Below are 13,533 nucleotides of genomic sequence, written 5' to 3' on the forward strand. Positions count from 1 at the left end.
AAAGTAGTACCCCTGAATAATCTGACAGCCCATATCCCGGAGAATGTCCATCTGGCTGGCTGTCTCCACCCCTTCGGCCACTACGGGAACCCGAAGACATTTGGCGATGCCCAGGATGAGATCCACCAGCTTCCGGCTCTTCTCATTCTTTTCAATGTTTCTGACAAACTTCATGTCCAGCTTCAGCACGTCGATGGGGATATCGGTAATCATGTTCAGGGAGGAATATCCCGTGCCGAAATCGTCCATCTCAATTCGGAAGCCCCGGGAGCGGAGATTTTCCGTAACCTCGGTAACCTTCTGAGCATTGTCGGAATAGGCGGATTCCGTGATTTCCAGCATGAGATCCTTCTCCGCAATGCCGTTATCCTGGAGGATCTGGCGGAGCTTAAGCTCCAGATGGGGATCAAACACATCGATGCGGGACATGTTCACGGACACCGGGATCGTAATGCCGTACTTTTCCCGCCAGATCTTGATCTGGGCGGCGGCCAGATTCCAGACGTAGTTGTCGATCTTCTGAATAAGGCCGTTCTGCTCAAAAAGCGGAATAAACACGCCCGGGCTTATCATTCCCAGCTCCGGATGCATCCAGCGCACCAGAGCCTCGGCGCTGGAGAGATAAGGCCGGTCTCCGGTAATATTGTATTTGGGCTGGTAGTAAACCTTGAAATCCCCCCGGCTCATGGCGGCATCCATATCCCGGATCAGTTTCTCGTTGTATACTGACTTCTGATGGAGTTCCCGATCGTAGCTGGCAATTTCAGAAATGTAGTCGCCTCTGATGCGGTCGCAGGCATTCTTGGCTCTGTCAAAGCGGGCCTCGGGCTCAATGCTCATGTCGGCATTGGGATAAATGCCCGCCCGGAGACGCACCCGGAGATCCCCTTCCAGACTGCCGGCAAGTTCCTGAACCTTCCGGATGCGATCCGGATTCTCTTCGTCATGAGGGCAGTAAACGTAAAACGCATCGCCCTCCAGTCTTCCGGCAATCACCCGAAGCCCCCGGAACACCTCCCGGATGGCGTCCGCCACCCTCCGGAGCACGTTGTCTCCCACGCTGCGGCCGTACATATCGTTTATCAGATTGAAGTGGTCGATATCCAGCACCAGAGCATCCCTTGCGATATCGTTCCTGATGGCATCCATTCTGCGGACATACTCAAAAAAGTACTCCCGGCAGTAAAGTCCGGTGACGGGATCCCTTTCCGTGGAGCTTATGATCTTGCTGTCTTCGCACAGCCTGATGATTCTTTCGCATCGGGCCAGGATTACCTCGGGCATATCATAGGGCTTGGCAATAAAATCCATGGCCCCCTGTCTGATGCTTTTAACCTCGGCAGCGCGATCGGCGGTCATGACGATCACCGGAAGAGCGCTGAATTCCGGTTCCTTCCGGAGCATGTCCAGAAGCTCGGAACCGCTGAGCACCGGCATCAGGAGATCCAGAAGCAGCAGGGAGTAGTAGCTGCCGCCCTTCTCCTTAATGAGATCCCAGGCCTCCTGACCATTAACCGCATAATCCACATCATAGTCATTGCTCAGAATGGCTCCCAGAATCTCTCTGTTAATAAGCTCATCCTCTACCACCAGCACCCGTCTTCTTATGCTGCTCACCGCGCTAAAATCTTCCATTGGAATCACCTGCCCCTCAAAGCTCTGCCAATAACTTCAGTCATAACTGCCACATCCAGAGGCTTGGGAACATGACCGTTCATTCCCATGGATAAGGCTTTATCCTTATCCTCCTGCATGGCATTGGCTGTCATGGCAATAATCGGAATCTCCGCATATCCGGGATCCCTGAGATTCCGCACCGCCCGTGTCAGTTCATAGCCATCCATTATCGGCATCTGAATATCAGTAATAATAGCATCATAATACCCCGGAGCGGAACTTTGATATTTTATCAGAGCTTCGCGTCCGTTTACCGCGGCCTCCACCACAAACCCCAGATCCTCCAGCAGCATTTCGGCGATCTCCCGGTTGATCTCCATATCCTCCGCCAGAAGAATTCTTTTGCCGAAGAAATCATCTCCGGGATTTTGCTCCTCCTTAAGATCTGAAAGCTCTCTTCTGACCACCCGGAGCTTCAGCTTTACCAGAAATTCCGCCCCCTTTCCCGGTTCCGACACGGCCTCAATGCGGCCCTGCATGGCTTCCGCAATCCTTTTGGAAACGGCCAGCCCGAGACCGGTGCCGGAAAGACCGCTCTCCGTGGAGGTGCGGGCCCGTTCAAAGGGCTCGAATATCTTTTCCAGAAAATCCGCGGCAATGCCCGGGCCGTTATCCCTGACGCTGATAAGATACTCCGAGGCGCCGTCCTCGGACACCGGGGTCTGGGAAGCAAAAACATAAACCGCGCCGCCCTCGCCGGTGAACTTGCAGGCATTGCTGATGAGATTCATGATGATTCTTATCAGGTTGTCACGATCAAAAACGGCCATGGTATCGGGGATCAGCGCCGTATCCATCGTATACTTGATATGCTTGCCCTCCATGGGCTCCCGGAAAAGATCAAAGACTTCCCGGATCGCCTGACCGAAATCGTGCTCCCCGTTATGGATCCCGATGCGTCCGCTTTCAATGCGGCTCATCTCCAGAACATTGTTAATAATACCCAGAAGCTGCCGGCCGGCGGTATCGATCTTCCTGATATGAACCAGGCTTTCCGGAGGGGTTTTTCCGTCATTGATAAGAATGCGGGTAAATCCCAGAATGGCGTTCATGGGAGTTCTGATATCATGGGACATGTTAAACAGAAAATGCGTTTTTGCCCGGCTGCTTTCCTCGGCCCGCATGGTCTGTATCTTAAGATCCCTTTCCCGCCGGTTCATGGTGGCATAGATGCTGAAAACGAACAATATGCTGATCAGAATCATGCTCAGCTGAATAAAGGAATTTCTGGTGTGCACGGTTCCGGTAGCCGTGATCTGGTCTTCCGAAAAGGCTTCCGCAGCAGCGAGGTTCCTGTCTTCCCCCAAGGTTCCCTCCCGGTGATAATAGCCGGCCACGTTGAGCACGGCCTGCCGGGTCTCATCGTCATTGGATTGCTTTACCCAGGCCAGCGAGATCAGCAGCACAAAAAGCATGAGACCGATCCAGGAGACGGTGGATTTGCCAAAGCGGTGCATCTGGTCATGGCTGAATACATAATAAAAGAAGGCAAAGCCCAGAATGGACCAGATCGCCAGGATCATATAAGTGGCAGTCCGGATGGTGTCGGAGGCAAAAAACATGAGACAGAAGCCGAACATCAGGGCGATCCCCATGCCGGCGGCTCCGCATGTCCGTTCCCGGCTGAGATGCTCCCGGCGGGCCAGGACAAAAGCCGCCGCCGAGGTATAAAGGTAGGCCACGGAAGCCCCCAGGGTGTTAACGTCAACGATCCAGCCGATGGCGCTCCGGCCCAGAAGCGGAATCAAAGCTGACAGCAGGGTCAGGAACAGGAGCGCGTTTTCCGGGGTGTCTCTTGCTCCCAGGCGGCCGAACCATGAAGGCAGGATGCCGTCATCGGCCATGGCAAACACCAGCCGGCTGGCCGCAATATAGTTGCCGATAAGACCGGTGATAATGGCGCATAAGGCCGCCGCGCTGATAACAAAGACCCCGCCCTGACCCAAAGCCGCTTCCGCCGCGTAGAATACCGGGAGTCCCCGAAGTCCCTCCTGGGCGCCTAAAACTGCCAGATAATCCTTCAGGGAGGCAAATTCGCCGGGGTAGATCAGGGCCGGCATCACCGCCAGCATCATGTACGCCAGAGTTCCCGTGCATACCGAAATAATGAGGATAAGCCGCACCCGGCGGGGATCAAACTTCATTTCTCCGGCGGAATTGGACACCGATTCAAAGCCCACAAAGGCCCAGGGCGCCAGGAGGATGATGCTCAGGATCTGCCAGGGCGGGGTCTCCTCCGCGCCTGAGAACGTCATCACCTCGCTCAGGGATGCTGCCGGGGACTGCCACAAAACCGCGGCAAATACTGTCGCAATGCCCAGAACCAGCAGAAACGCCCCGGCGGTTTGCAGTCCGGCCGCCAGTCTCTTGCTCACCCGGCAGATAAAGCCGCAGAGAAGAATCGCCGAGAGGGACAGGAGCGCCTCACCCATGTAGACGTCATAGCCCAGCACGGAATAGCGGAACCCCACCTGGAAAACATCCCCCGCCACGTAGCGGGCGATAAGAGGAATAGCCGTGGCATTGGCCCAGATAATGGCAATGTAAACCAGAATCAGAAACCATGAGGAAATAAAGCCGTGATCATAGCCGAAGGTTTTGGAGGCATAAGTCACAGTGCCGCCGTTATCAGGATATCTTCTGATAAGGAAGCTGTAGTTAAAGGCTATAACCAGCATCAAAAGTCCGCCGATGGCAAGACCCAGAAGCGAGCCCAGGGGGCCGGCCGCAGGCAGAAATACTGTTCCCGGCATGACAAAGGCTCCCCAGCCAACGGTGCAGCCTAAAGACAGAGCCCACACCGCTGCCGGCGATAAATACCTGCTCATTACACCTGATTTCTGTTCAGCCGCGCTGTCCATTTCCGTTCTCCCGGCGGGATTGCCACTGGCTAGGCCCGCTCTCTAAGTTCAACGCTGTCCACCCGGATCTCCCGGCCGTCCTGGGTATTCTTGATGTAGACGTCCATCTGGTTGAAGGCGATCTCGATATTATGCTCCCGGAAGGTCTTCAGAATGTCGCTGTTCATGCTGTCAATGCAGGGATAGCGATCCGCGGTCTTTCTGGTAAAGACGTAGAATTCCACATCCAGGTTGCTTTCGCCGAAGTTAATGAAGTACATCCTGGGCTCCGGCACCGGCATGACGTAGGGATTCCGGGCGGCAATCTCAAAAAGCAGTCTTCTTACTTCATCCATGTCGGAGTCATAGCCCACCCCCACGCGGATCACCACCCGGGTCACCGTGTCCATGAGCGTCCAGTTGGTAAGAGCGCTGGTAATGAGGGAGCGGTTGGGCACCACATACTCCTTCCGGTCAAAATCCACAATGGTGGTAGCCCGGATGCGGATCCGGCTCACCGTGCCGCTGTGATCATTGATGGTGATAATGTCCCCGATGCGCACCGGCCGTTCAAACAAAAGAATCAGGCCGGACACAAAATTGGCAAAGATCTCCTGGAGACCGAAGCCGAGGCCTACGGAGAGAGCCGCCACCAGCCACTGCACCTTGTCCCAGCTCAGTCCCAGAGTGGTGCACACAAAGGAGGCGTCCACGGCGATGAGAAGATAGGTAATAATGGTGGTAATGGAGTAATTGTACTTTCTGAGAAGCTCCCAGTGATTGAAAAGAAGCACCTCCATCACGCCCGGGAGGTTCCGGATCACCACGGCGCCGATGCCCAGAGCGTAGGTGACCAGGAGGAGATCAAAGGCGGTAACCGCCTTGACCAAATCTCCCGCCCCCACGGTATAAACCGTGAAGTTCTTGAGATAGTTGGTTACGGCAATGAGATCGCCCCAGATGCTGTAGAGGATTACCGCCAGCAGGAACAGGAATATCTGATCCACGATGGTTACGGTCTGAGCGCTGACCTTGTAGGCGCTGATCTCATCCTTCTGCACCGTAAACAGATTGTCGGCATCTTCGTCTCCTGATGAATTATCTCCGCTGTCCTGCTTCTTCCGCTGCTCCTCCTGCCACTGCTTCAGCCGGGCCTTGATGGTGTAAACCCGGAAGGTTCTCTTGATAAGGCTTCTCAGAAGGTCATAGGTAAGAATGATAAACAGGGAGACAATGATCCTTTCGCAGAGCATCACGGCGGAATAGTAATACCCGAGATAGGTGATGATCATCTGGGTGATGCACAGGAGGAGCGCCACCGCAATGATGAACTTCTTCCGGAACAGCACATCCTTTCTTTTGAAGCTGGCCAGCACCAGCTTCAGAAACTCGAAGGAGAGATAGGCGGAAATCAGAAACAGGATCATCTGCCCGGTGACATCGTTGGTGAAGATGTTCTGGGTGTTTACCCGCCACTGCACCGTAAGCCAGATCACCGCAATGGAGATGAAGATGTTCCGGTGGGCGTTATAGAATTTTTTATCAAAGGTAACGTTGAAGATTTTTTCGTTCACGCCCCCGGCGGAATAAACCCTGAGGAAGAACACCGCTCCCGCCAGAAGGAGAGCAAGGCCCCAGACGGTTTCATAGAAATTATGCTCCGTCATGAGCTCCTGAGTAACGCTGTCCCGGAATTCCGTGATGCCCAAAAGGATATGACCGCAGAGGAAGATAAAAAGAAATACCGCAGCCGCCTTCATCAGATCCGCTGTCAAGGCCACCGGGGCATCGCTGTAGCCGGCCTTGCGGGGCTTAACCATATTGGCCATGATCACCTGCCGCCGCTTCTCAAAAAACCGCCCCGCCCAGATAACCAGAGCCAGAGCCAGAATCAGGAGTCCGGCATCGAGGCATTCCCGGAATGACGGCTGCACCAGCTTGACATTCCGGATATAGTTGGCCAGCATGAAGTCTTTCTTTTCCACCTTGTCCTGAAAATTTTGCGCCCACTTGCGGCCCAGACGCACATTGGAGGGGTTCCAGAACAGGGCGTTACGGATCTGCTCGTTCAGGGAGGAACGGATCTTTTCATAAGCGTCGTGGCTGATCTGGAGGTTCGCGGCGTTCCGGGTATTGGTGTTCAGAATCACATTAAGCTCCGAAAGCAGCCGGAATCTGAGCTCCAGCTGCTTCTTCAGGAGGCCCTCGATTTCGGGATTCTGACTGAAATCGCTGCGGTTATCCTCGTAGATCTTCTTCCGGAAGCCATCCAGACTGTTCAGATCATTACGGTTCTGATACATCATCATGCGGCGATCGGACAGGTTCTCGGTAAAGTTGTCAGGGAGATCTATCTTCCGGTAGTAGTTGTTCTGCGCCAGCAGGATCCGGGCCAGATTCACCGTGCCCTTGAAATAGGAAATCTGGTTATTGAGATCCTCCTCAAAGCTCCGGGCCTCGGCGATAAGCTGGGTCAGGCGGTTGTTTTCGGCCTCGTACAGGTTGTTCTCGCGGTTAACGAGCTCGATATCCTTCTGAATCATGCTGTTGAGCTCGGCGAGCCGGGCCACTGCCGGATACTCCCTGGCGGCGCTCACCGCCTTGCTGGCCTTGTCCATGGTGCTGGAGAGATTTTTCCGCCGCATTTCCGCATGGAGCTCCCTGATATTGTCCAGAAAGTCAGTTACCGCGGACAGGATCTCCTGCCGGTAGTTAACCCCCACTGCCAGGTTTTTGTAGGACACCTCATAATTGTTGAGAATGAACTGGGTGACATTGATTTTGGAGGTGTGCGCCGCATTCCGGGCCTTCAGCCGGAGGTACTTAGTGGGACTGGTGTTGCGATCCAGATCCCGGAGCACCGCGGTGTTTTCCTGAATCTCTGCGGTCAGTTCGCCGATTTTGGCGGTAGATGTTTCGATATAGCTGCTGGAATTGTCATAGAAATTCTTCACCCGGCTGTAGGCAGTCTGGGCATTTTCCTTTTTGGCGGTGTATTTGGCGATCAGGAGGGCCAGATCCGCATCGGAAAGAGTCGGGGCCAGCTTTTTATCCGCCTCCAGATCCTTGAAAAACGCCTTATGCTCCCGGAGATAGCGGTTGTCCTCGGGATCCATGTTAATAAAGGTGTACACCCATTCCATGGTTTTAACGTCGCTGAGGATTTCCTGATCGCTTTTCCGGATATCAAGATAATCCTCCAGGGCCTGGGTCTCTTCCGGAGTGATGCTGCCGTCCTTCTCCTTTTCCTGCAAGGCCCGGATTCTCTTCTCGATTTCCGCAAGGCCGATGCCGATTCTGGCGGGATCGTTAGGATCCACCTCGCTGGCTACGGACGGGGTGTTTTTGGTCTTCCGGCCTTCGGGGAGATCTCCGGCCCGGTCGTCATGCTCCACCGTAAGGGATGCGGGCTTCTGCTCCTTGGGAGCGGTCTTGCCTGGAGCGGCTTCGGAGGTTCCGGCCACCGCCAGAAACAATAATGCTGCCGCTGCCGGAAGCGCCATCAGTTTAAAAAATCCTTTCTTAATCATAGCCATCAAATAACAACTCAGAAAACCGGAAAACGCAGAAACCCGTAAAACAAAGAAAATCGCGGCATTTCCGCTCTGTCCGAAGCCCGTCCTGATGCCTGAGACTGCTCAGGAGCTGTTCAGGATCAGCTCCGGAACCAAAAAATTATTTCCAATGATAACAAAAAGAGGAACTGCCGCGGCAATCCCTCTTCCTGCGATAATGTCATAAGGTCAGCATCAGCCGAGCTTGATCCCCAGTGTCTGTCTCAGATAAGCGCCGGCGCCGATAAGGCCGCAGTACTTCTGAGTGATTACATATACCGGGATCTGAGAAAGATACTTCTTGAAGCGGCCCTTGTCCTCAAAAGCCACCCGGAAGCCGGAATTCTTAAAGAACTCCAGGAAGCGGGGCACAATGCCGCCGGCAATGTAAACGCCGCCGAAAGCTCCCATGTTCAGAGCCAGATTGCCGCCGAAGCGTCCCATCATCACGCAGAACAGGCTGAGAGCGCGATGGCAGTCGGTGTCAGGATCGTCTCTGAGAGCTCTTTCGGTGACATCCCGGGGCTCCAGGGCCTCCGGCTGTCTTTCATCGGAAATCACAATGGCGCGGTAGATGTTAACAAGACCCATGCCGGACAGCAGTCTTTCATAGGAAACGTGGCCGATTTCTTCCCGGAGCACGGCCAGAATGGCATCCTCTTCTTCGCTGTTGGGCGCGAAATCCACATGGCCGCCCTCACCGGGAACGCTGATCCAGTTGTCCTTGAAATTAAAGAGGTGAGCCACGCCCAGACCGGTGCCGGCGCCGTAAACCACTACCGGCTTGTCCTTTGCAGGCTCTCCGCCGCCGATCTGCACCAGATCCTGCTTTCCCAGCACCGGAATGGCCATGGACTGGCCGGTGAAATCATTGATGATTTCCAGATTGTCCAGCTTCAGATTGGCCTTCATCTCGGAAATGTAGAATTCCCAGGGATTGTTGGTCATCACCACATGATCGCCGGTAATAGGACAGGCAATGGCAATGCAGGCATCCTTAACCTTGATGTCGGCGTGCTTGCCGAAGTACAGCCTGATCACATCCTCGAGGCTGGAGTTTTCCAATGCGGAGAATACCTCAACATCGCTGATCTCGCCGTTTTCAAGATTGCAAAACGCCAGACGGGCATTAGTGCCGCCTACATCTCCAACCAGAGCATAATTTGCCATTTCCATAAACTCCCATATGCAACTTAAACTTAACACCGGATCCGAAAAAGCCCCGTCGGCTTTTCCGCAGAATTATCCGCCAAATCATCGTTCTCCGCCCCTTCCATGGGCGCGGAGAAAATAATCCGCTATGCTGCATATGTTACCGGAACAATGATAACTAGTGAATTCCGGGAGACAAATTTTTCAAATTTTTGTGAGATTGTAAAAGGTGCGGCGCCAAATTGCTCCTGAGAAAACATTTTCAGGCTTCCGGAGCTCCCGGATCATGACAGAAAAACCGCTTCCCTGCCTTGGCGATCTTCATTTTTTCCTCGTTCTTCGCGCATTCCTCATTTGCTTTATTTGCTTCATTTCCTTTCATCATCATTTCAGAGGCTTATTGCCTCCCTGCTATGCCTGCTCTGCTATGCTGCCATTGTCATATGCCTGCTCTGACTTTGCTGAAAGCTCGTGTAATAAAATTCAGGCAAAAAGAGCCGTTTTAGCAAAAGCGTTTTAGGGAATTTTCAGCAGTTTTATAAAAATTTCCATTCTTCTCCGGAAAAAATTCCAGGATGTGCCCTGAGCGACATTTTTGCAGAAAAATATGAAATCGTTTTCTAGCACTGTGCTAAAATCAGCCGTGCCGGATTATTATTTATTTCCGGCAGGAGCATCGGGAAGAGCCGCCCTCTTGCAAAACCGCTCTCCCGAAAATGCGGGCGCCCCGCAAAAAGAGCCGGCGCCTTAAAACAGATAATAAAACACCGCCCGCCTGTAGTTTTATTTCAGGAATGCTGTCACCTCCTGAGCCACCTCCTGAAAGCTGCAGCCGCCCCCAGCCAGAGCTAGATGAGGACTGATTGATGAATTTTCTGGATTCCATATTTGAGAGATATGATTCCCTGAGCCGCACGGAAAAGAAAATCGCCGATGCGGTAAGAGCCGATCCCCACTCGGTGATAAGCTCCAGCATCGCCAATCTGGCGAAGCTGGCGGAGGTGTCCGAGCCCTCGGTGCACCGCTTCTGCCAGCACCTCAATCTCAAGGGCTTTCCGGAATTCAAGCTCAGGCTGGCTCAGAGCATTGCCAAGGGCACTCCCTATGTGAACATTCATGTGGAGGCCAATGACACTACCGAAAACTACACCAAAAAGATTTTCGAGGCCTCCATTTCCGCTCTTACCGAGGCCCAGAAGAGTCTGGACATCTACGTCATCAAGAGATGCGTGGACATTCTGAGCTGCGCCAAGAAGATCACCTTCTGCGGCCTGGGCTCCAGCGCCGCCGTGGCTCATGACATGATGAACAAGTTCTTCCGCTTCAATATCCCGTGCAATTACTTCGAGGATCCGGTAATGATGCTGATGAGCGCGGCCAACTCCAATCTGGAGGAGGTGTTCATTCTGATCTCCCACACCGGAAGAACCAAGGATCTGGTGGATGTGGCCACCCTGGCCCGGAGCCGGAACGCCACGGTTATCGGCATGACCGCCAAAAACTCTCCCCTGGCCGAGGAATGCACCCTGGTGCTGTCCATGAACATTCCCGAAGACACAGACATTTATATCCCCATGGCCTCCCAGCTGGCCCATCTCACCATGGTAGATGTGCTGGCCACCGGTCTTATTCTCCGGAAGGGGCCGCAGTTTATCGAAAGCCTGAAGAAGGTCAAGGAGGGCATTCAGGAATCCCGCTATGCTCCGGGAGTGACTCATGCCTCGTCTCAGGCCGCCCCGGGAGAAACCCCGGAGGCCGGGCAGCGGACTCCGGCCGGACAGCGTCCGGCGTAGCCGGCGACCCGGCTGAGACGGTTCTCAACACAAGGAGCGCAGCTGATGTCCCGTATTCTGGCAATCATGGATTCCTGCAGACTGTACCGGTTTGTGGCAATGGGGTCTCTCGGCATTTCCTGGAACGACGCCCTGGAGTTTTCGGATACGCTGCCGGTGCGGGAAGACTATCTGGATCTCCTGAAAAACACCTGCCTGCCCCGGCGGGGTTATCGCAGAAAGATTTTTCTCATCATCAACAAGGAGCCTCCCCTGGACTATGACGCCAGTCTGGAGGTCAGCATCAGCGAAGTGGAGTTCCTGGTGGCTCTGGACGAAAAGGCACAGGAAAAGCTCTCTCAGGCCTGGCCGGAATTTCATTTCGAGTCCCTGCCGCCGAATTTTCTGAAGGGGCAGAATTACGAGTTCCCGGTGTTGGATCGCCAGACCCGCATGGGAGCCGCCGCCGCCATGATCCTTCTGGGCATCGCCCCGGCTCCGGACATTATCAGCGAGCAGACTCTCATGAATCTGGATCCTCATATCTCAGATTCCGTCATGATGGGCATCAGGCTGCGCTCTCTTAAGAGGCCCTACTTCAGCACCGGATACCAGGAAAGAACTCTCATGTCCCTGGTGATTTCCTATACCAGAAACCCCGCCTTCGGCTACCCCGATACCGATGCGGGCTTCTGCTACGACATCATGGACATCTTCCATTATCTGGTTAACCGCTCCGATAAAACCCCGCCGTCCCATGACAAGGCTTCCTTCAACACCGGCATTCTGAATGAGCTCCGGGAACTCTGCGAAAGCAATCCCGATATGGCTCTGGAGGATCTCATAAGCCGCATGGACGAGCTGCCCTGCTGCCAGCGCATCATCAACGTGTTCAGCCATCTTTCCGACAACAAGCCAGAAATCCCTTTCTTCTATCTCAAGGCCATGCACCACATCCGGGCAAACCGCGGCTGGAACCAGAACTTCATCAGCGGTCTGGCCTCCTGGCTCCGGAATGATGCCGAAAAGAAATACTTTGCCGTTCTTCTGGGAGCCTCCGCGGGTTTTGAGAAGCTTTCCATCCCGCTGTTCCGCTTCCTTTCCATCAGCATTATCAGCGACTGCGAGGATCCCAATACCTGCATTGCCAGCACTGCCGGAGACGGCCGGCTGGAGGATTCCAACTTCCTGAATGTGGATGTTTTTGAGCGGGATGCGGCGAATCCCGGCGAAGATGATGACAGGGAAGACCGGGACAGCAGCGTCTCCGACACAGCAGCCCCGGCTCCGGCGGGAGATTCCGCCCCGGTGCCCCAGAAGCCGTCCCTTCTTACCTATCAGGATGACAGCTCCGGGGACAGCGACAGCAATCCCGAAATTCTCAATGTGTTCAGCATCGACATGTCCACCAACGATCAGGAATTTGACATGCCGGAGTTCATTAACACCGATGAAACCTTTAACGGCTTTACGATGTCAGAGGAGGACGACGAAAGCAATGCCGCAGGCGGGTCATATGCCGCTGACGGGGAAAGAAAGGAAGCCGTGTCCGCGGCCATTCTGGACTTTGAGAGCAGCCGGAAGGAGGCTCAGGAGAAGGCTAATCAGAAGGAGGTTAATCCGGAGACTCCCTTTACCGCCATGTTCCCGGCCCCCTTTACTACCAGACAGAAAAGCATTCCGCCCTACCAGAGAGCCAGTCTGGACGCCCTCAGTCAGGCCATGCAGATAACCCACAATATGGCGGAGATTGCGGATGCCGAGCTCCGGGATTCCGTGCTGAGTCTTATTGAAACCGAAGCTCCGGTGCGCCGGGAACTCATTCTGGCGCGGCTCAAACTGCTCGCCCGCAGAAACAAGACCCCCTTCAGAAAGGTCCAGGAGGAGCGCAAGGTTCAGGAGCTGATAAATGAGGTGGTGTCAGGGCCTGGGCGCCGCTTTGTCACCGATAGCGAGGGCTTTATCTACCACCGGAGAAAATTTGTTCTGGCACGATCCCGCAACCTGGCCGACTCGAAAAACGACAGCACGGTGGCAGACTATCTCCGGAGTCCGGAAAACATTTCCCGGGCGGAAATCGCCGCGGCCTACTTCATAGCCAAGAGCACCGGAAACCTGCTTATTAATGAAATCACCCCCCAGGACATCATCGATATCTTCCATCTGAAGCCCCGGGGGGAGAAGATTCAGAAAACCGCCGATCGCATTCAGGAGGTTATCAGCTATCTCTCCGCGATCCCGGATATCAAAAAAGCTCTGGCGGATCTGATTGCCGCAATCCCGAAATAACGCCGCCGGACCGGACTCCTGATGTCAGGGGCCGGGCGCAGGCTGATTGCTGCCTTCAGGGGCCGCTCCGTTATTTTCCAGCCGTCTCAGGTAATGCTCCGGAAGTTCAATGCCCCGATCCCGCAGGGCAGCCAGATAGACGGTGCTTTCCAGACGCTTCTGAGATGCCCGGATCTCCTCAGCGGTGGTGCCCTTGTCCCGGATGCCCCAGCCCATGAGAACCGCCAGAAGCGCCGCAAAAAGCGCCAG

The 13,533-nt window shown here is 54.4% G+C and carries 8 protein-coding genes; 2 read left to right on the forward strand and 6 right to left on the reverse strand.

What is annotated here, in order from left to right:
* The 5 genes from ACJROR_RS05635 to ACJROR_RS05655 all read right to left on the reverse strand — a co-directional run.
* Positions 1 to 1,635, reverse strand: a 1,635-nt coding sequence (locus ACJROR_RS05635) for a putative bifunctional diguanylate cyclase/phosphodiesterase (protein ID WP_406546235.1), incomplete at its 3' end; no start/stop codon positions are given.
* A 5-nt stretch (positions 1,636 to 1,640) separates the two neighbouring features.
* Positions 1,641 to 4,538, reverse strand: a complete 2,898-nt coding sequence (locus tag ACJROR_RS05640; RefSeq protein ID WP_406546236.1) for an amino acid permease — start codon at positions 4,536 to 4,538, stop codon at positions 1,641 to 1,643.
* A gap of 29 nt (positions 4,539 to 4,567) precedes the next feature.
* A complete protein-coding gene (locus ACJROR_RS05645; RefSeq protein ID WP_406546237.1) occupies positions 4,568 to 8,020 on the reverse strand; it encodes a mechanosensitive ion channel domain-containing protein in 3,453 nt (1,150 codons plus the stop codon).
* Positions 8,021 to 8,266: 246 nt separating this feature from the next.
* Entirely contained in the window at positions 8,267 to 9,241 is a 975-nt protein-coding gene (gene glk / locus ACJROR_RS05650; protein ID WP_406037656.1) for a glucokinase, read from the reverse strand.
* A gap of 244 nt (positions 9,242 to 9,485) precedes the next feature.
* Positions 9,486 to 9,611, reverse strand: a complete 126-nt coding sequence (locus tag ACJROR_RS05655; RefSeq protein WP_406546238.1) for a hypothetical protein — start codon at positions 9,609 to 9,611, stop codon at positions 9,486 to 9,488.
* 478 nt (positions 9,612 to 10,089) lie between these two features.
* Between ACJROR_RS05655 and hexR the strand changes: the two genes are divergently transcribed.
* Together hexR and ACJROR_RS05665 are read left to right on the forward strand one after the other, a co-directional pair.
* Positions 10,090 to 11,016 (forward strand): transcriptional regulator HexR, encoded by a 927-nt coding sequence (gene hexR / locus ACJROR_RS05660; protein WP_406037658.1) that lies wholly within the window; start codon positions 10,090 to 10,092, stop codon positions 11,014 to 11,016.
* Between the two features lie 45 nt (positions 11,017 to 11,061).
* Complete coding sequence (locus tag ACJROR_RS05665) at positions 11,062 to 13,284, forward strand: hypothetical protein (protein ID WP_406037660.1); 2,223 nt, start codon at positions 11,062 to 11,064, stop codon at positions 13,282 to 13,284.
* Between the two features lie 24 nt (positions 13,285 to 13,308).
* On the opposite strand, the gene ACJROR_RS05670 is transcribed toward ACJROR_RS05665, so the two are convergent.
* Positions 13,309 to 13,533, reverse strand: a 225-nt coding sequence (locus ACJROR_RS05670; RefSeq protein ID WP_406546239.1) for a hypothetical protein, incomplete at its 5' end; no start/stop codon positions are given.

The sequence above is a fragment of the Succinimonas sp. genome (genome assembly GCF_045225735.1).
Lineage (GTDB): Bacteria > Pseudomonadota > Gammaproteobacteria > Enterobacterales > Succinivibrionaceae > Succinimonas.

What these genes read in the sequence shown, in the direction of transcription:
- ACJROR_RS05640 (WP_406546236.1), bottom strand. Translation starts at nt 4,538, where the DNA reads ATGGACAGCGCGGCTGAACAGAAATCAGGTGTAATGAGCAGGTATTTA.
- ACJROR_RS05645 (WP_406546237.1), bottom strand. Translation starts at nt 8,020, where the DNA reads ATGGCGCTTCCGGCAGCGGCAGCATTATTGTTTCTGGCGGTGGCCGGA.
- glk (WP_406037656.1), bottom strand. Translation starts at nt 9,241, where the DNA reads ATGGCAAATTATGCTCTGGTTGGAGATGTAGGCGGCACTAATGCCCGT.
- ACJROR_RS05655 (WP_406546238.1), bottom strand. Translation starts at nt 9,611, where the DNA reads ATGATGATGAAAGGAAATGAAGCAAATAAAGCAAATGAGGAATGCGCG.
- hexR (WP_406037658.1), top strand. Translation starts at nt 10,090, where the DNA reads ATGAATTTTCTGGATTCCATATTTGAGAGATATGATTCCCTGAGCCGC.
- ACJROR_RS05665 (WP_406037660.1), top strand. Translation starts at nt 11,062, where the DNA reads ATGTCCCGTATTCTGGCAATCATGGATTCCTGCAGACTGTACCGGTTT.